The 19,086-nt window shown below is 72.7% G+C and carries 13 protein-coding genes and 1 tRNA gene; 7 read left to right on the forward strand and 7 right to left on the reverse strand.

The window, feature by feature from the left end:
* Nucleotides 1–64: 64 nt before the first annotated feature.
* A complete protein-coding gene (locus tag DEI91_RS10565) occupies nucleotides 65–1,264 on the reverse strand; it encodes a cobalamin-independent methionine synthase II family protein (protein WP_258374387.1) in 1,200 nt (399 codons plus the stop codon).
* A gap of 293 nt (nucleotides 1,265–1,557) precedes the next feature.
* Between DEI91_RS10565 and DEI91_RS10570 the strand changes: the two genes are divergently transcribed.
* The 7 genes from DEI91_RS10570 (at nucleotide 1,558) to DEI91_RS10600 (ending at nucleotide 10,340) form a co-directional block, all read left to right on the forward strand.
* Nucleotides 1,558–3,045 carry an MFS transporter gene (locus DEI91_RS10570; protein ID WP_111052248.1) on the forward strand — a complete coding sequence of 496 codons (1,488 nt, stop codon included), beginning with the start codon at nucleotides 1,558–1,560 and terminating at the stop codon, nucleotides 3,043–3,045.
* Between the two features lie 226 nt (nucleotides 3,046–3,271).
* Nucleotides 3,272–3,958 carry a GntR family transcriptional regulator gene (locus DEI91_RS10575; protein WP_146244271.1) on the forward strand — a complete coding sequence of 229 codons (687 nt, stop codon included), beginning with the start codon at nucleotides 3,272–3,274 and terminating at the stop codon, nucleotides 3,956–3,958.
* A 334-nt stretch (nucleotides 3,959–4,292) separates the two neighbouring features.
* Nucleotides 4,293–4,381: transfer RNA gene (locus DEI91_RS10580), tRNA-Ser, on the forward strand.
* Nucleotides 4,382–4,487: 106 nt separating this feature from the next.
* Entirely contained in the window at nucleotides 4,488–5,531 is a 1,044-nt protein-coding gene (locus tag DEI91_RS10585; RefSeq protein WP_111052250.1) for a glycosyl hydrolase family 18 protein, read from the forward strand.
* Nucleotides 5,532–5,636: 105 nt separating this feature from the next.
* Nucleotides 5,637–6,629, forward strand: a complete 993-nt coding sequence (locus DEI91_RS10590; RefSeq protein ID WP_375537681.1) for an AAA family ATPase — start codon at nucleotides 5,637–5,639, stop codon at nucleotides 6,627–6,629.
* A gap of 2 nt (nucleotides 6,630–6,631) precedes the next feature.
* A complete protein-coding gene (locus tag DEI91_RS10595; RefSeq protein WP_181439567.1) occupies nucleotides 6,632–7,963 on the forward strand; it encodes a DUF58 domain-containing protein in 1,332 nt (443 codons plus the stop codon).
* Nucleotides 7,964–7,994: 31 nt separating this feature from the next.
* Nucleotides 7,995–10,340, forward strand: coding sequence for a DUF3488 and transglutaminase-like domain-containing protein (locus DEI91_RS10600; RefSeq protein WP_111052252.1), 2,346 nt, complete (start codon nucleotides 7,995–7,997; stop codon nucleotides 10,338–10,340).
* Here the strand turns inward: DEI91_RS10600 and DEI91_RS16290 are convergent.
* The 6 genes from DEI91_RS16290 to DEI91_RS10630 form a co-directional block, all read right to left on the reverse strand.
* Nucleotides 10,324–10,905: a TetR/AcrR family transcriptional regulator gene (locus tag DEI91_RS16290; RefSeq protein ID WP_258374388.1), complete on the reverse strand. Its 582-nt coding sequence runs from the start codon at nucleotides 10,903–10,905 to the stop codon at nucleotides 10,324–10,326. The genes DEI91_RS10600 and DEI91_RS16290 overlap by 17 nt on opposite strands.
* Nucleotides 10,906–11,229: 324 nt before the next feature.
* Nucleotides 11,230–12,033, reverse strand: a complete 804-nt coding sequence (locus tag DEI91_RS10610) for a trimeric intracellular cation channel family protein (RefSeq protein ID WP_111052254.1) — start codon at nucleotides 12,031–12,033, stop codon at nucleotides 11,230–11,232.
* A gap of 322 nt (nucleotides 12,034–12,355) precedes the next feature.
* Nucleotides 12,356–14,749, reverse strand: coding sequence for a bifunctional UDP-sugar hydrolase/5'-nucleotidase (locus DEI91_RS10615; protein ID WP_111052255.1), 2,394 nt, complete (start codon nucleotides 14,747–14,749; stop codon nucleotides 12,356–12,358).
* 152 nt (nucleotides 14,750–14,901) lie between these two features.
* Entirely contained in the window at nucleotides 14,902–16,716 is a 1,815-nt protein-coding gene (locus tag DEI91_RS10620) for a thiamine pyrophosphate-requiring protein (RefSeq protein WP_111052256.1), read from the reverse strand.
* A 132-nt stretch (nucleotides 16,717–16,848) separates the two neighbouring features.
* Complete coding sequence (locus DEI91_RS10625; RefSeq protein ID WP_111052257.1) at nucleotides 16,849–17,775, reverse strand: sugar phosphate isomerase/epimerase; 927 nt, start codon at nucleotides 17,773–17,775, stop codon at nucleotides 16,849–16,851.
* Nucleotides 17,772–18,989 carry a Gfo/Idh/MocA family protein gene (locus DEI91_RS10630; protein WP_181439568.1) on the reverse strand — a complete coding sequence of 406 codons (1,218 nt, stop codon included), beginning with the start codon at nucleotides 18,987–18,989 and terminating at the stop codon, nucleotides 17,772–17,774. Before DEI91_RS10630 ends, DEI91_RS10625 begins: the two co-directional genes overlap by 4 nt.
* Between the last annotated feature and the right edge of the window lie 97 nt (nucleotides 18,990–19,086).

Consider the following 19,086-nt stretch of genomic DNA (forward strand, 5'->3'; position numbering starts at 1 on the left):
GCCGCCGGACACCACGGCGTCTCGCGCGGCCGGAGGCGTCGCGCGCAGACGGGCGCGTCCCGCGTCAGCCGAACAGGCGCCGCGAAGCGATCTCCGCGCCCTCGACGAGCACGCCGAGCTTCGCCCAGGCGACGTCCGACGCCACGAACTCGTAGCTCGCGAAGGTCGCCAGGCCGCAGTCGGTGCTCGCGACGATGCGCGTCGGGTCGCCCACGGCCTCCGCGGCCTCGACGATCCGGTTCGCGACGAGCTGCGGGTGCTCGAGGTAGTTCGTCGTCACGTCGATGACGCCGGGGACGAGTACGGCGCCGTCGGGGAGCGGCAGGTCGCGGAAGGCGGGGAACTCGTGCGCGTGCCGCGGGTTGCCGAACGGGATGCTGAACGAGCCGACGTCGGCGCGGTAAAGGTGCGGGAGGAGCACGTCGACCGGCACGTCGTCCTGGTGCGGGCCCTGCCAGTTGCCGTAGCAGACGTGCAGCCGGGTCTGCTCCTTCGGGATGTTCCGCAGGGCGTGGTTGAGGGCGTCGACGTGCAGGTCGACGGCGGCCAGGAACTCGTCGAGCGGGGCGTCGCCGAAGTGGATCACCCGTTCCATCGCGAGGTCCGGGGCGTCGAGCTGCAGGACGTGCCCGCGGGCGGCGATCTCCTCGTACTCGACCCGCAGCTGCTCGGCGAGGGCGAAGACGTACTCACGGTGGTCGGCGTAGTGCGGGTTCGCGTCGTCGAGCAGCAGGGTGGTGGCGACGATGCCGGGTGTCGCCGCGGAGATGAAGGTCCCCTCAGGAACGCGTCCGTCGGCGGCGTTCCGCGCCAGTTCGCGCTCGAAGCCGTCCAGGTCCTCGCGGATCCCGGCCCGTTCCTCGTCGTACTGCAGCAGGCCCTGCGCGACCGGGGTGTCCCACACCCGGGCGAACTCGGCGCCTTCGTCGATCTGTCGCGCCTGGAACGCGGCGTACCCGGGGAACTTCACGGAGTCGAGCGTCGGCTTGCGGTGGCCGGTGCCGCCGAAGCCCGTCAGGCGCTCGCGGATGTACGTCGAGAAGCCGACGCGGGGGACCTCGCCGTCGTTGACGACGTCGAGCCCGGCATCGAGCTGCGCGTCCACCGTGGCGGCGAGCACCGCCGCGGACTCCTCGCGGAGTGCCTGCTCGTCGAACGGTTTCCCCTGGTCACGGGCGACCAGGAGCGCGGTCAACGCCGGCGTCCGGGGGAGTGACCCGGTGTGGGTGGTGAGGATCCGGTCGGTCGAGTTCTGCAGCGGCACGCGACCACGCTACCGGCCGGGAGGCCCGTGGCGGGGGCCGCCACGGGCCTCCCGGCCGACCCCGCGGACGTCACGAGAGTTGTGAGGATCCCTAGCATCCGGGAGGATGACAGCAGAGCGGCGGAGCCTGATCGACATAGGGGGATCCGGCTCCGCCCCGCTCGTCCCTGCCTCCGCGCTCGTCGGGACCGTGCTCCGGGGCCGCGGCCAGGCCGGGAACGAAGGCGGTGGCGCAGGCGTACGGTCCTGGCTTGCGGCTGGCCGAGGGCGCTCGCCGCGGGAGGAGCATGCGCATGTCGAGCGCCAGCGGAACGAGGGACGGCACGGTCACGAGCCTGGTCCCGGCGAGGATGGACCGGCTCCCGTGGACGAGGTTCCACTGGAGCGTCGTGGTCGGCCTCGGGGTGTCGTGGATCCTCGACGGCCTCGAGATCCAGATCGTGTCGAACGCCGGCTTCAAGGCGGACCTCGGGCTGTCGAACCAGGACGTGGCGTCGCTCGGCAGCGTCTACCTGGTCGGTCAGGTCGTCGGTGCACTCGTCTTCGGGCGGATGTCCGACCGGCTCGGTCGACGCAAGCTCTTCATCCTGACGCTCGCGATCTACCTCATCGGCTCGGGTGTCGCCGGCCTCGCGCAGGACTTCTGGTTCCTCGCCGTGTTCCGGTTCGTGGCCGGGCTCGGCATCGGTGGCGAGTACGCCGCGATCAACTCGGCGATCGACGAACTCATCCCGTCGAAGTACCGCGGGCACGTCGACATCGCCATCAACGGAACCTACTGGGGTGGTGCTGCGCTCGGCGCCGCCGCGAACATCTACCTGCTCGACACCGCCCACTTCGCGGAGGACGTCGGCTGGCGGATCGGGTTCTTCCTCGGCCCGGTGCTCGGCATCGCGATCATCTTCCTGCGGCGCCACATCCCGGAGAGTCCCCGGTGGCTGATGACGCACGGGAAGGAGCGGGAGGCGGAGGAGACCGTCTCGCGCATCGAGGCCGAGGTCGAGCGGGAGTCGGGTCGGAAGCTCGAGACCGTGCCGCAGTCGAAGGCGATGACGGTGACGCCGATGGACCGCGTCGGGTTCCTCACCATCGCCCGCGTGCTGCTCAAGCAGTACCCGACCCGCACGCTGGTCGGCGCGACGATGATGATCACGCAGGCCTTCCTGTACAACGCGATCTTCTTCACGTACGCGCTGGTGTTGACGAACTTCTTCGACATGGAGACCGCGCAGACGAGCCTGTACTTCTTCCCGTTCGCGATCGGCAACCTGCTCGGCCCGCTCATCCTCGGCCGGTTCTTCGACACCTGGGGTCGCCGGCAGATGATCTTCCTGACGTACCTGGTCTCGGGGCTCGTGCTCGCGACCTCGGCGTTCCTGTTCCGCGCGGACGCCATCAGCGCGACGGTGCAGGTCGCGTTCTGGTGCGTGTCGTTCTTCTTCGCGTCGGCCGGTGCATCGAGCGCCTACCTGACGGTGAGCGAGATCTTCCCGCTCGAACTGCGCTCGCAGGCGATCTCGTACTTCTTCGCCCTGGCGCAGGTCTTCGGTGCGATCGCCCCGATCGTGTACGGCGCCTTCATCGGTGACGGCTCGTCGCGCGAGCCGCTGTTCTGGGGCTACCTGCTCGGGTCCGGGGTGATGGTCCTCGGAGGCGTGGTGGCGCTGGTCTTCGGGGTCGATGCCGCCCGGAAGGGCCTGGAGGACATCACCCAGCCGCTGTCCGTCCTGACCGCGAAGGACGGGGCGGGGTCGAAGTCCGCATCCACGCGAAACTCCTGATGCAACATGTTTAGCGGTGGGTTCCGCGCCCTGTGATCCTCGTGACCACGGCCCGACCTGGCGGGCCGTGGTCACGGAGGCACCATGCGGAACGCGAGAACGACGAGTGGACGACGAGCGACGACCGAACAGGATGACGCCCTCCACATACGGCTGACCGGGACGGTTGTCCACGGCGGTGTCGGGGTGGTGTCCCATCGGGGCCGCCGTGCGTGACGGTGACGTGATGACCGGCCTCCTCCGTCCCGATCGTGACGTCGCCCACCCCGGGGACCCGATCGCCGTCCCGCGCAACCTGCTGCGGGACGCCGTCTTCGCGCGCATGCTCCGGAGCATCCTGCGCGGTGACTACCGGCGAGGGCAGCGTCTCCGCCTCGACGCCCTGGCGGACGACATGCAGGTCTCGCGCACGCCGGTCCGGGAAGCCCTCGTCCCGCTCGAGGCGATGCGGCTCGTGGTCGTCCAGCGGTACGTCGGCGTGGTCATCGCCCCGTGGACCGTCGGCCAGATGGTGGAGCGCACCCGCATCGCCCGGTCGATGCTCCTCGACCCGCCGACCAGCTGTGCGCCGACCGACGAGCCGTTCGACGCCGTCGCACTGCGGGAGTGTCAGTCCGACGCCGGGGCCTTCGTCGAGCTCGCCGTGTGGGTGCTCCGCCGCTCGGGTGCTCCGGTGAGTGCGGATTGGCTCCGGTCGCAGCAGCCGGTGCTCGACGTCTTCCACACCGATGACATCGCGCTCGCGAACGGCATCGACGTGGCGGCGGACTGGACCACGCGGATGCACCTGGTCAAGGCGGCGCGGGCTGCTGCGCAGGCGGACGACGTGCTCCGGTGCGCCGCTCGTCTGACCGAGCTCGCCGAACTGCTCATCGCCCTGCCGGAGCGCTTCCGGAGCGCGGAGAGCGCCTAGCGCCGCATGGTAGGCAGTCGCCGCAGGGTGCCGGGCAGGACGCTGCCGGCCAGGACGACGTCGCTCCCCGGGCGGGCGCCGGGCGGTCGGGGACGCCGGGCCCAGGCCACGAGGAGCGACATCTGGGTGCTGTGTCGCAGCGACAGGGCACGGATGCCCCGGAATGTGATCGCCACGTCCCGATGAGACTATGCAGCGGGGTACACCGTGGCAAGCCCCTTGCGTCCCCACTTCGGGGGACCGGCCGGGGGCGCGCTCCCGACAGCGGGCCTCCGTCCCGTTTCGTCCCCGCCCCGGTCCTCCTGTATGGTGGTCGGAGTGCCGTCAGGCACCTGGAGACGTCGCATAGTCAGGCCGAGTGCACCACCCTGCTAAGGTGGAGTCCCCTTTAGGGGACCGAGGGTTCAAATCCCTCCGTCTCCGCACTCCTCGAAGCCCCGGTCCCGCAGCAGCGGACCGGGGCTTCGTCGTTCCCGTCGTCCTTCCCGGGAGGCCCGACCCACCCCCGGGAGTCCGTTACGGTGAGCGCATGATGCGACGGGTGACGACGGCTGCGGCGAGCGTCGTGATCGCCGCGGTCCTGCTCGCCGGCTGCAGCGCCGCCGGCGCCGACGGCGGTGCCGGTGCCGGCACCACGACCCGCGCGGCGACCGGGGAGGGCGTCGAGGGCTACGTCGAACCCGGCGACGGCGCGGTCGAGCGGGTCCGCACGGCGGTCGCCCGCGGTGCCACCGTCATCGGGGTCGACGGCGCCTCGTTGTCCGACGACGGCAGCCACCTGCTCGAACCGCCCGAAGGCCTCGACGACCTGGTCGACGCAGCGGCCGACGCCGGCGCGGCGACGGAGGTGCTCTTCAGCAACTACTCGCCGACGCTCGGGGACTTCTCGCCCGAAGCCGCGACCGCGCTGCTGTCCTCGACGGCGGACCGCGGGCACCTCGTCGAGCAACTCGTCGACCTCGCCGCCGACCTCGGCACCGACGGCGTGCAGATCGACCTCGAGTCGATGCGGGACCAGGACCGGGACGGGCTCGTGGCCTTCGCGCGGGAGTTGCGGGCCGCCGTGCAGGACCGGCTCGGCGACGACGCCGAGGTGTCGATCGCGATGATGGCCTCGACGGACCGGGACGGGTACCGCGAGCGGGGCTACGACCTCGGGCCGCTCGCGGCACACCTCGACCGGGTCGTGCTCATGACGTACGACCAGCACGGCCCCTGGTCCGGCCCGGGCCCGATCGGCGCGCTGCCCTGGACGCGGAAGGCCGTGCTGGCCGCGATCGACGGCGGCATCCCGGCCGAGCGGATCGACGTCGGCGTCGCCGGGTACGGGTACGCGTGGGGCGACGGCGCTGACGCGAGCCCGGTCCCGGCGGCCACGGCTGCTCGTCTCGCCGGCGACCACGCGACCTGGTCGGACCGCACGGGGGAGTGGTCGGCGACGCTCGACGACGGACGGCGACTCCACTGGTCCGACGCCCGCTCCTACGCCGTGCGACGGGACCTCGCACGGGGACTCGGCGTGCACGGAGTCGCCCTCTGGTCGCTCGGTCTGTCCCCGCTCCCGGACGCCTGACGTCACCCGCGGTCCGGTCCCCGCGTTCGGTGACACATCCTCCGCTGGCTGTCACCGTGCCGGGGTAGCATCGCCGAACATCGACCCCGTGGCGAGGAGACCTGCGTGCCGGACCTGACCCACCGAACCGTGCCGATCGACGTGATCCAGGAAGCCGGGGCGGCGATCGCGTCGTCGGTCGCGACCGTGGTGGACGGCAAGCCCGAGGCGATCCGCACGGCACTCACCGTCATGCTCGCCGAGGGTCACCTGCTCGTCGAGGACGTCCCCGGGGTCGGCAAGACCGTGCTCGCCAAGGCACTCGGCGCATCGGTCGGCGGCTCGGTGAACCGCATCCAGTTCACGTCCGACATGCTGCCGTCCGACGTCACGGGTGTGAACATCTACGACCAGTCGTCCGGCACCTTCCGGTTCTCGCCCGGACCGGTCTTCGCGAACGTCGTCATCGGCGACGAGATCAACCGCACCAGCCCGAAGACCCAGTCGGCCCTGCTCGAGGCGATGGCGGAGTCGCAGGTGACCGTCGACGGCGTGACCCGGCCGCTCGAGTCCCCGTTCATGATCGTCGCCACGCAGAACCCGGTGGACATGGAGGGCACGTACCCGCTGCCTGAGGCCCAGCGCGACCGGTTCATGGCCCGCATCGCGATGGGCTACCCGAGCGCCGGCGCCGAGCGACGGATGCTCTCCGCGCGCGGTGGGCACGACCCGCTGAGCGACCTCCGCCCGGTCGTCGACGTCGACACGCTGCGGTCGATGATCGCCGCCGTCCGCTCCGTGCACGTCGCCGCGGACGTCGAGGCGTACATCGTGGAGATCGTCCGCGTCACCCGCTCACACCCGGACCTGCTCCTCGGCGCGAGCCCCCGCGCGACCCTGCACCTGGCGCAGGCCGCCCGGGCCGCCGCAGCCCTCGCCGGCCGTCCGTTCGTCACGCCGGACGACGTCGCCGGGCTCGCACCGGTCGTCCTCGCCCACCGACTCGTCCCGGTCGCACGCGGACTCGGTGGCGACGCGGAGGACACCGTCCGCGAGATCGTCGTCCGCATCGTCGCGGACACCGCGGTGCCCTTCACCGCCACGCCCGTCCGGTCCTGATGGTGGACCAGCGCCCCGTCGCCGGACGGCTCGGACGTCGCACCGGCGCGGCGCGTTCCGTGCTGTCCCGGTACGGACGGCGCGGGCTCGGGATGCTCCGCCGCACGCCGTTCCCCCGACCGACCCTGCGCGGCTGGACGGTGACCGCGGCCGGCGTCGGGCTCCTCCTCGCCGGACTGGTCACGTCGATGAGCGTCGCCGTCACCGCCGGACTGCTCCTGGTCGTCCTGGTCGTCCTCGGCGTCGTGACCGCACTCGCCGTGGCGGCGCCGCTCCGGGCCACCCGGTCGGCACCGCGCGCGGTCGTGCAGGTCGGCGAGGTCTACCGCGAGCGCGTGACCCTGCGCGGGTCGGGGATGCGCTTCGCGCCGCGGTCGACGCTGCTCGTCCGTGAGCAGCTCGACGACCGCTTCGTCAGCACGGCGGAACCGACGTCGCTCCTGGCCGTCGGACCGACCGCACCGCCGGCCGTGCTCGACGTCGAGGCGCTCGCGATCTCCCGGGGGCGCGGTGTCGTCGGGCCGGTGACGGTCCGCGTCGAGGACCCGTTCGGCCTGCTCCGGATCGACCGGCCCGTCGTGGCCGCGGAGGAGGTCGTCGTCGTCCCCGCGTCCGTCCCGCTCGCCGCACTCGACTCCGCCGCGCTCGCCGGGGCCGTGTCCGCCGACGAGGGGCGGGTCGGGCAGGGCGGCTCCGCCGACGACAGCGAGCTCCGCCCCTACCGCCCCGGGGACCCGATCCGCCGGGTGCACTGGGGGCAGAGCGCGAAGCGGGGCGGCCTGCACGTCCGTCAGACCACACAGGCCCAGCCGCCCGAGGCGGTCGTCGCGCTCGATGTCCGGCGCGAGTCGTACCAGCAGCTCGGCCGGGACGACCTCGCCGAACTCGCCGACCTCGGCGGTGACCAGGCCTTCGAGCACGCCGTCGTGGTGGCCGCCAGCGTCGCGCGGGCACTGTCGGCGCGGACCTCGCGCGTCGCCCTCGTGACCGACGACCCCGGCGGTGACGTCCGGCACAGTGGTGACGCCGGCGGGTTGTCCGAGGTCCTCGTCGGCCTCGCGGACGTGGGCGTGCGCAGCGGTGCCCGCGACGTGCCCGCGCTGCTGCACGGCGTCCGCGGCCGGGACGTGCACGGCATGACGGCCGTCGTCACCGGGCACTGCACCGTCGCGCAGGCCGCCGACCTCGTCTCGGCGACGAACGGGTCGAGCCGCGGTCTGCTCGTCACGGTCGTGCCGCCCGATCCGGTGGTGCGCGGCATCCTCGACCGAGCCGGGTGGCGGGTCCTCGTCGTCCCGGTACCGGGCAGCACGACGGCGGGACCGACGCGGTGACCGCCGACCCGACCGCGGGCGGACAGCGACGATGACCGCCACCACCCCGGACCGACCGCGGCCGCACGTCGACGTCCGCGAGGTCCTCGCTCGCGACGACCGTCGGCCGGACGGCCTCGACGCCCGCGTCGTCGCACTCGCTCCCGTGCCGGTGCTCGTCGCCGCGCTCGCGATGCGTCCGCTCGTGCAGGGGACCGCGTGGTGGGTGTCCGGCGTCGTCGTCACCGCGGTGCTCGTCGCCGCCGTGCTCGCGTTCCGCTCCCGCCCGCGCGGCGTCCGCTTCGTCGCGCTCGTGGCCACGCTCGTCGTCAGCTCCTGCGGGGTCGCGCTCGTCAACGACTCGGCACCGCTCGGCTGGCTCGACCAGGACGGGGCGCTCGGGCAGACGCTCGCGGCGATCCGGCTCAACCCGGCGCCGCTCCCGCAGACCGACTCGATCCGCCTCGTCGTCACGGTTGCGATCGCATGGGTCGCGGCGGCGTCGCTGTTCCTCGCCGCGATCGCCCCGACGGCGGCGCTCGCGGCCGTCCCCGCACTCGTGATCCTGCTCGTGCCGGGGATCATCACCGGTGAGGCGCCCTCCGTCTGGATCGTGGTCCTCACCGCGCTGGCCTTCCTCGCGCTGCTCTGGACCTCGGTCCGCCCGGTACAGCGGGTCTTCCCGGCTGCCGTGGTCGGCGCGATGGGGCTCGTCGTCGCGGTCGGGCTGCCGACCCTCGTGCCGCTCGACTCCGGGTGGCTCTCCGGCGTCACCGGTTCGGTCCGGTCGCCGATCCAACCGGGGCGTCCCGGGACGCTGCTCGAACTCGGCCAGGACCTCCGCCGCCCGAGCGAGCTCGAGGTGTTCCGGTACCGCTCGGCCGACGGGCAGCCGCAGTACCTCAAGCTCGCGGACCTCGACGAGTTCGGCACGGGGGACTGGGTCCCGACCGTCACGGACGCCAGCACCGCCGACACCGCCGACCAGTCGCGGTGGGCGGTCGGCGTGAACCCCCGGCTCGCCGGTCGCGCGGACGTGACCGTGCGGATCACCGGGCTGTCGAGCAACTACCTCCCGCTGCCGGCCGGTGCGATGTCGATCGAGTCGGAGTCGACGAACCTCGACCTCAGCCAGTGGCGCTGGTCCGGTGACACGAACACGGTCCGGTCCGCCGGCCCGGCGACCGCACGCGGTGCGACGTACGAGGCGTACGGCGCGTCGGTGTCGGCGAACGCCTACCTCGACGCGGTGGCGGCGTCCGGTCGGCTCGACGACGCCGACGGCCGCGGCTTCCGCACCCCGTCCCGGGAGCAGCTCCGGACCGACACCGCACTCCCGGACGACCTGCCGACGACCATCGCCGACACCGCCGCCCGTGTCGGCGGTGCGACGACCTCGGACTACGAGCGGGGGCGCGCCCTCGAGCAGTGGTTCCGCAGCGGGCTGTTCGAGTACTCGGAGACGGCGCCCGTCGAGCGCGGCTACGACGGCGACAGCATGGACGTCGTCGCGACCTTCCTGCGGGAGCGCTCGGGCTACTGCGTGCACTTCGCCTCGGCGATGGCGGTGATGGCCCGCACGCTCGGGATCCCGTCCCGCATCGCGGTCGGGTACCGGGCCGGCGCGGCGAAGGAGGACGGCGAGTACACGGTGTCGAACCGGCAGCTGCACTCGTGGCCGGAGCTGTACATCCGCGGTGCCGGCTGGGTGGCGTTCGAGCCGACGCCGGCGTCCGACGCGGCCGCGCAGGCCGAGTCCACGCCGACGTCGACGCCGTCGGCGGCGGCATCCGAGACACCGCTGCCCGCGCCGGGCGAGACGACGACTCCTTCGGCCTCCCCGAGTGCCGACCCGAGTGCGGCGGCCGGGGCGGACGCCGGCGGCGGGACGGGCGACGGGGGAGTCTCCCGGACCGGGGGTGTGCTCGTCGGGCTGCTCGTCGCGCTGGCGCTCCTCGTCGCGCCGGGCCTGCTGCGTGCGGTGCGCCGCCGCCGTCGGACGGCAGCGGTCGCGGCGGGTCGCGACCCGGCGGTGACCGCCTGGCGGGAACTCCTCGACGACCTCGACGACCACGGCTTCGCGCCGGCTGCGGTGCCGCCCGGTGACGCCGCCGCCGCCGCGCGGACGGCGCGGGCGGTGTTCGGCCGGCTCCGGACGACCGTCCCGCCCGCGGTGGTGCCGTCCCTCGAGACCGTCGTCGACGCGATCGACCGTGAGCGGTACGCCGCGGTCGGTCCGGCCGACCCGCAGGCGCTCGTGACGGTGCTCCGGGAGGCGCGGACCGCGTTGGACGCGGCGGTGTCCCGTCGTCAGGTGCTGCGGTCGCGGCTGCTCCCGCCGAGCCTGCTGCCGTCATCGGAGCGCTCGCAGGGCCGGCCGGTCACCGCGGACGGATGACCGCCTCGACGAGGGCGGCGACCACGTCGCCCGGGTTCGCCTCGTCGAGCGCCGGGGCGTCGAAGACGGTCCCGGAGTTGGCCGCGACGAGCAGGGTGGCGAAGGTGTCGAGCGGCATGCCGGGGTCGAGCTCGGGGTGGGCGGAGAACCACCGGTGGACGAGCTCACGGACCCCGTCGTGCAGGTGTCGACGCTGCCGGACGAACTCGGGCATGAACTCCGGGTGCCGGATCGCGTAGCCCCGCAGTTCGGACAGCAGGGCGAACTGCGCGCGCTGGTCGTGCCGCCCGAACGCCGCGCGGACGACGTCCCCGACGTCCGCCGCTTCGATGTCGATCCGGACGAGCTCCTGCAGTGAGCGGAGCACGAGGTTCGTGGCCCGCTGCATCACCTGCCCGACCAGGTCCTCCTTCGAGGAGAAGTTCGAGTAGACGGCACCCTTGCTGAACCCGGCGGCGGCGGCGATGTCGTCGAGCCGGGCCTCGTGCACACCCTGCTCGGCGAAGACCCGCGCGCCCGCCCTGAGCAGGCGCTCCCGGACCTCGGCGCGGGGCGTGCGTGGCACCGGCCTCGTCCGGTCTGGGCCGGTCCCCTGCGGGTCGGATGCGCGCGGGTCGGATGCGGGTGGGGCGGATGCGTCGGTCATCGGATCCTGTTCCGGGACTCTGCCGATGGGGGTGGGGCGCCGCCGGTCGCGTCGGCGGTGCGCGGGTCGGGGGACCGCGCCGTGCGTCTGATCCCGCGCGGAGCGGTCGTCCCTCGTACCCGCACGTTCCGGACGGGACCGCCGTCTTCGGGTCACGTCGGTGCGACGCCCGGGGGTGCGGCCGGGTCGGTACCCGGCGGTCTCGAGTGTACGACGGCGCCGTCGACGATCCCAGAGCCGGAGTCAGTCCAGGGTCGGTTCCGCGGCATGCGGTGCATCGCCGTCGGTGTGCACGCTGCCCGCGCCGGCCCGTCGCCCCGGGCGGCGGAGGAGCCGCACGGCCTCGGGGCGGACGAGGCGACGGCCACGCCCGCGACCGCGCCGGAGCAGGGAGGCCAGCCGGGACTGCGGCTGCCAGTCGCGGCCGTTCGGCAGGCCCCAGCCGCGCCGGACCGCGCCCCAGCGCAGGACGAGCGAGAGCAGGATCGCCACCAGGATCCCGATCGACGGCGACCCGAGGAACGACGCGACCACCATCACGGCGGACGCGGCGACCGCGACCGTGGCGTACAGCGCGTTCCCGCCGAAGACCGCCGGGACGCGGCGCAGGAGCATGTCGCGCATCGCACCGCCGCCCACCGCGGTGACGGTGCCCATGATGATCGCGGCCGGCCATTCGAGCCCGGCGTCGAAGGTGCGCTGCACGCCGACCACCGCCCAGAACCCGATGACGGCGGCGTCGAGCACGGTGAAGAGCCGGTCCCAGGTGCGTTCGGAGAAGGAGACGAAGAACGCCACGAGGGCACCGGCGACCGCGACCGGCAGGTAGAGCGGGTCGGTGAGGGCGACGGGCGGCCCGTTCTGCAGCAGGACGTCACGGAGCAGACCGCCGCCGAGGCCGGACACGAAGCCGACGACGAGGAACCCGAACAGGTCGAAGTCCATCGTCCGTGCGATGGACCCGCCGAGCAGCGCGGACGCGAAGACCCCGGAGAGGTCGAGCACGTTCGTCACGGCGGCGAGGCCGTCCACGGTCAGCACGTTCATGGGGACCATCCAACCGCACGCGCGGTGAGCACCGGAGGGAGAGGGGGTGTCCTCCGCCGTTTCCCTGGAGGCGGAGGACACCCGCACCGCGGGGTCTCGACGGACGGAACCACCGTCCGGCGACCCGGCGCGATGCATCGCGTGTCGCGACGGGAGCAGCGTACCGCGGGCCGCTGCGGAAACCGAGTCGAGGACCCCGGACGGCGGTGGGCGGGGTGGGAGACCGCGCCTCCCGGCCGGGCGGACGGGACGGGCCCTCCCACCGGTCGGTGGGAGGGCCCGTCAGCAGGGTGCTGGGCGCGGGACGCGGCCGGGAGGCCCGTCAGCGGTCGGCGTGCACCGTCGCGTCGCGCGCGGCCCGCTTCCGGCGGACGGCGACCAGGGTGCTCACGCCCGCGAGCAGCAGGAGCGTCGCGGCGAGTGCCGGACCGGTGACCTCGGCACCCGTGTAGGCGAGGGGACCACCGTCGGCGTCGTCGGAGCCGCCACCGGCGACCGGTACCGCGACCAGGCCGCCGTCCGGGTCCGTCGCGCCGGGGACGGTCGGCGTCGTCGGGTCGGTCGGGTCGGTGCCCGGGGCCGGCACCGGTTCCTCGCCGGGCGCCGGCGTGACGAGCACCGGCACGGTCACGGCCAGCGTGATCTGCTGCCCGTTCGGCAGCTCGACGACGAGGGGCTCGTCCGAGGTCTCGACCGCCGCGGTTGCCGCGCGTGCGGACGGGGCGGCGGGCTCGCCCGGCGTCGCCGCACCGGGCTCGGGGACCGTGAACGTCAGCGAGGCGCGGCCCTGCTCGTCGGTCTTGTCGACCACGGTGGTGTCGATCGGGGCGGAGGCGAGCTCGGTGCCGCCGGCCGACACGGTGACGGTGCCGCCCTGGTCGGGCACGCTGCTGAAGACGAGCGACGACAGGTCGACCGTCACCTCGTCGCCGGGCTGGAAGCCGCCCTCGGGCTCGGGCGTCGTGGTGACGCCGACGGCGCGCTGGTCCGTAGGCGGCTCGATCGCGCCGTGTGCCGCGAAGTAGTCCGCCTGGGCCTGCAGGTCGACCTGACCGGAATCGGCCTTGTTCGTCCCGGCCGCGAAGGCCGCGAAGTTGTCGCCGCCGGTCGACAGGAAGGAGTTGACCGTGACCTTGAGTGTCTCGTCGAGCGCGATGGGCTCGCCGTCGAGCGTCATGCCGGTGATCCGCTCCCCACGGCCCTTCGAGGGGTCGTACGTGTAGGCGAAGCCTGCGGAGACACCGAGCTTGAGGAACGGGCGCTCCAGGCCGTCGGGCTGCCACTGCTGCTCGAGCGCGTCCTTGATCTGCTGCCCGGTCATGTCCTCGGTGACGAGGGTGTTCGCGAACGGCTGGACGAGAGCGGCCTCCTTGTAGGAGACACTGCCGTCGGGGTCACCCGCACCACTGGACGCGTAGACGAGGTCGGTGCGGAGGCCGCCCGGGTTCATGAAGGCGATCTGGGAGCCCTGTCGCTCGGTCGCCCAGCGCTGCACCTCGGCGATGTTGTTGCCGAGGGGCGACTCGCCGCCGCGGTTCTCGGTCTTGCCGTCGGACTGCAGCGCACGTCGCAGGTCGCCGGTGATGGTGCCGAGCTGCTCCTTGCCCTTGACGTCGGCGATCGCCTTCGCGTCCGCGACGGTCTTCGTCACGGTGGTGACCGAGCTCGTGTCGACGGGCTTCGCCGGGTCGGTGTTGACCGGCTCGACGGCGGAGGTGATGCCGGTCAGCTCCCGGTCCGCGTTGACCGTCATGCGCAGGTGGCCGTAGTTGATCCCGTAGGACCCGGCCTGGATGACCGGGCGCGGCGTGCCGTCCGGACCCGGGATCGAGTGGTTGTACGTGGCGTGTGTGTGGGCTGAGACGATGGCCGAGACCTTCGACGACACCTTCCCGGTGATCTGGCCGAAGGCACCGCTGCCGGTGGCGTCCGTGATGCTCCCGGTGGTCGCGCCCTCGTGGACGAGGAGGACGAGGACGTCCGCTTCACCGTTCGCCGTGTCACCGTCGGTGAGCTCGTCCGCGTACCGGTTGACCGAGCTGACGATCGGTGCCATCGCGAGGCCCTCGACGCCGCCGGGGCTGACGAGACCGGGGATGAGCGCCTCGGTGGTCGCCCCGATGAAGCCGACCTTGACGCCGCCCTTCTCGACGATCGACCACGGGGTGAAGGCGGGGTCGGTGGTGCCCTGCTCGACGATGTTCGCGGAGACGTAGGGCCAGTCCGCCCGGTTCTCGATCCGCCCGGTGAGATCGTCCTGGCCCTTGTCCAGTTCGTGGTTGCCGATCGCGCTGACGTCCAGGTGCATCTGGTTGAGGACGTCGATGGTCGGGTCGTCCTGCTGCACGAAGGACGTGAAGGTCGACGCTCCGACGTTGTCCCCGACGCTCGCGAAGATCGTGTTCGGGTTCGCCTCTCGCTGGGCCTGCACCACAGCGGCGAGCTTCGCGGCTCCCGCGGCCTTGTCCGCCGTGGTGCCCTCGGATTCGATGCGGCCGTGGAAGTCGTTGACGTCGAGGACGTCGATCGTCGTGTCGCCGACGGCAGCCGTGGTGACGGGCGCCGTCGGAGCGGGGGTCGCCGCGTCGGCGGGCGCCGAGGCCGCGGTGGCCGGGGCGCCCAGCGCGACGAGGACGCCCGCGGTGGCGAGGGCGGTACCGGCGACGATGCCGTGCCTCCGCCTGGTGGTGGGTTCGGGGGTGTGGGACGGGCTCATCGGTGTGAGGACTCCTGGTGTGGTGGTTCTGCCCCCGGGTGGGGGGCACGACCTTCCGAACCTACGAGGACACACAGCCGACACGCCAGCACGGTCTCGCGCACGTCACGCGGTGTTCAACTGCAGGAAACACCGCCCCGCGCGACGTGCGGTCAGTCGCGCCCGAGCGCGCCCTTCACCCGTTCGCCGACCTCCGCCGCCATCGCCTTCGCGGAGTCCTTCACCACGTCGAACTCGACCGGGTCGCCCTTCAGCAGGCTCTTCGCGGTGTTGACGGCGTACTCCGCGGTGATGTGCGGCGGCAGCGGTGGCACACTCCGACTCACGTAGGCGTCGATGAGGGTCACGCCGTCGAACGCGAACGCCCGCTCGACGGCCGCATCGACCTCGTCGTCGCTGTGCACCGCGATGCCCTGGAAGCCCAGCAGCTCGGCGTACCCGGCGTAGTCCATCGTCTCGACGTCCTGCGAGCCGCGCCACATCGGGTTGCCGTCCTCGGTCCGCATCTCCCACGAGACCTGGCCGAGGTCGTCGTTGTGCATGACCACGATGACGAGCTGCTTGTCCTGCCACCGGTCCATGTACTTCTTCACGGTGATGAGCTCGTTCATGCCGAGCATCTGGAACGCGCCGTCGCCGATCGTGCACACGGCGGGGCGGTCCGGGAAGGCGAACTTCGCGGTCACGGCGTACGGCATCGCGGCGAGCATCGTCGCGAGCCGTCCGGACATGTCGCCGTGCATGCCGCGGCGGAGGCGGATGTGGTGGCCGTACCAGTCGGCGGTGGTGCCGGCGTCGCAGGTCACCGTGACGCCCTCGGGCAGCCGCTCGTTGACGGCGCGGACGACCCGGCGGGGGTTGACCCCGTCGCTGTACGACACCTCGGCCTGGCGACCCATCTCGGCCTCCCACTCGCGCATCTCGTCGGCGAGCTGTTCCTGCCAGCCCAGGTCGGTCTTCTGCTCGAGGAGCGGGAGCACGGCGTCGAGCGTCGCGCCGACGTCGCCCCACATGTTGAGTTCGTTCGGGTAGCGCAGGCCGAGTTGCTCGGGCTTGATGTCGACCTGGATGCCGCGCGCCTGCCCCACCGCGGGCAGGTACTCGCCGTACGGGTAGTTCGTGCCGAGGAGCACGATCGTGTCGCACTCCTTGATCTGCGTCAGGCTCGGGCGGGAGCCGAGCAGACCGACCTGCTGCGTGTGGTACGGCACGTCCGAGGGCACGACGTCCTTGCCGCGCAGCGCCGTGATGATGCCGGCGCCGGCCTTCTCGGCGGCCGCGAGCACCTGGTCCGTCGCACCGCGGGCACCGGCGCCGACCAGGAAGGTGACCTTCTGTCCGGCGTTGATGATCTCCGCCATCTTCCGGACGTCGTCGGTCGGCGGGGTGATGCGCGTCGACGCGGGGACGTCGCTCGACCGGGACACCCAGTGCTCGGTGCCGGGCTCGGACCACTTCATGGCCTGCACGTCGTGGGGGAGCACGACCACGGCGGGCTGCTTGCGGAGCATCGCGGTGCGGAACGCGGTGTCGATGACGACCCCGGCGGCGTCCGGCGTGGCGATCGTCTGCACGTAGCAGGCGACGTCGGCGAACACGCGCTCGAGGTTCGACTCCTGCTGCGTGAACGTGCCGACCGCGGCGAGCCCCTGCTGCCCGACGATCGCGACCACCGGCTGGTTGTCCATCTGGGCGTCGTACAGCCCGTTGAGCATGTGGAACGCCCCCGGGCTCGAGGTCGCGATGCAGACGCCGACCTCACCGGTGAACTTCGCGTGCGCCGTCGCCATGAGCGCCGCGATCTCCTCGTGCGTCGGGCGGATGTACTCGACGCCCTCGCCCTTCCCGTCGGCCTTGCCGAGTGCGCCGTCGAACTCGCCGATGCCGTCACCCGGGTACCCGTACACACGGGTCACTCCCCACGCCTTGATGCGGTCGAGGACGAATTCGCTAACGTTCTGGCTCATGCGTCCAGGGTGCTCGCTGCGGGTCCGCGCGCTCCCAGCGCGCGGTCACGGGCGGTCGTCGGACGGGAGGCCCGGCTCGCGTGACCGACGCCGGTCGCGCGGTGCGGGCCTCCCGTCCGGCGGCGCCCGCCGCTACTGCTCCGCCGCGATGAGGGGCCGGAGCGTCCGGTGGGCGATCCGGAGACCTTCGAGGACCTTCACGTCCTCGCCGCCCCAGAGCGGGTCCTCGTGCTCGACCGACAGTGTGCCGTCGAACCCGGCCTCGTAGAGCCGGTCGACCACGCGGGGCCAGTCGACGACCCCGCGGCCGGGGACGCGGAAGCGCCACCAGCCCATCTCCCACGGGTCGTCCCCCTTGTCGACCTTGCCGAAGAAGCCGTACTCGTTCCGCCGCTCGGGGAACAGCTCGACGTCCTTCGCCTGCGCGTGCACGATGTGCTCGGCGAACGGCAGGATCGTCTCGACCGGGTCGATGCCGATCCACGTCAGGTGCGACGGGTCCCAGTTCAGCCCGAAGCCGAGTCCGGTGACCCACTCCCAGAGCTCGGGTGAGTACGCGATGTTGCCCGGGTAGCCGTCGGGATGCCAGCCCTCCATCACGCAGTTCTCGATGATCAACCGGACGCCCCGCTCGCCGGCGTAGTCGACGAGTTCGGGCAGCACCCGGTCGCCCTCCGCCATGTTCTCGCGCACGGACTTCGTCGTGTCGCGGCCGATGAACGTGCCGACGTAGGGCACGCCGAGCAGCTGTGCGGCGTCGATCGCGTGCTCGAGGTGCCTGCGGACCTCCTCGCGGCGGGCGTGGTCCTGGTGCAGGTTGTTCTCGTAGTACGCGAGCGCGCTGATCTCCAGACCGGTGCGGTCGAGCAGCTCCCGGGTCGCCTGCGCGTCCTCGTCCGTGAAGGTGGCGACCGGCAGGTGCGCGGCCTCGAAGTCGCGACCGCCGGTGCCGGGCCAGACCGCCACCTCGAGCCGCTCGTATCCCTCGGCGCTCGCGAACTCGGCGATGCGTGCCAGGTCCCACCCGGGCAGGCACGCGGTCAGCATCCCCAGCTTCATCGGATCTCCCTCCAGGCGCTGTCGCCGGCGCTGGCGACCACGGTGTCGATGATGCGCGCCGAACGGGCACCGTCCGCGAAGGTCGGGAGCCCCTCGGGTGCGGTGCCGGTCGTGACGGCGGTGTAGGTGTCGGAGACGAACGCGGCGAACGCGTCGACGTAGCCCTGCGGGTGTCCGGACGGCACGACCGCCAGGCGCCGCTGGTCCGGTGCGCCCTGTGACGGGTCGCGGACGACGATCTGCGCCCCGGTCTCGTTGCCGAACCAGGCGGACTCGGGCTGCTCCTGGTCGAACGCGGCCGACCCGAGCGTGCCGTCGACCTCGAACCACAGGCGGTTCTTCCGGCCGGCGGACACCTGCGAGATGACGACGTTGCCGATCCGGCCGCTGCCGGTGCGGAACGTCGCGACCGCGGTGTCCTCGGTCGTCACCTCGGCCCGTTCGGTCGTGTCGGCGATCGGGTCGGGGTCGGGTGTGCCGGAGAACGACGTGCCCGAAGCCGCCGGTCGTGTCGGGTGGACGATGTCGGTGACGGCGCTGACCGAGGCGAACGGCTCACCGGTGACGAACTCGACGAGGTCGCACCAGTGCGAGCCGATGTCGGCGAAGGCGCGGGACACGCCACCGGCGCCGGAGTCGACCCGCCACGAGGACGCGTCCGAGTCGAGCATCCAGTCCTGCAGGTAGTGGCCGTGCACGGCGAGGACCCGGCCGAGTTCCCCGGCGGCGATGCGGGATCGGATCTCCCGCACCATCGGGTGGTACCGGTACACGAACGGCACGGTCGCGACGACCCCGGCGTCGGCGGCGGCCCGCTCGAGTTCACCGGCCTGTGCGGCGGAGACGGCGAGTGGCTTCTCGCACACGACGTTGATCCCGGCACGGACGAGCGCGAGCGTCTGGGGGTGGTGCTGGTCGTTCGGTGTGCAGACGTGCACGACGTCGGGCCGGTCGGCGATGACCGCGTCCAGGTCGTCGTACCCGCGGTCGAGCCCGAGCTGTGCGGCGACCTGCTCGGAGCGCTCCCGGTTCCGTCCCAGGACCCCGAGCACCTCGGCACCCGCGGCCCGCGCGGCCCGGACGTGCACGGCGGCGATCATCCCGGTGCCGACCACGGCGACCCGGAGTCGTCCGCCGTCGCGGGACCCGGACCGCGGCGGTCCGGCCGGCTGCTGGTCCACGTCGGGCGCGTGCCCGGTGCCCTTTGTCGTCATGGTGCTCCCTCGCGCCGTGTCGACGCTCCTGCACGTCGGCACCGCCACCACCGTAGCGGGCGGACGCGGCCGTGTTCGGGAGCCGGTGAGTACGGTC

Origin of the sequence: Curtobacterium sp. MCBD17_032, assembly GCF_003234855.1 — a bacterium.
In the GTDB taxonomy this organism is placed as follows: Bacteria; Actinomycetota; Actinomycetes; order Actinomycetales; family Microbacteriaceae; genus Curtobacterium.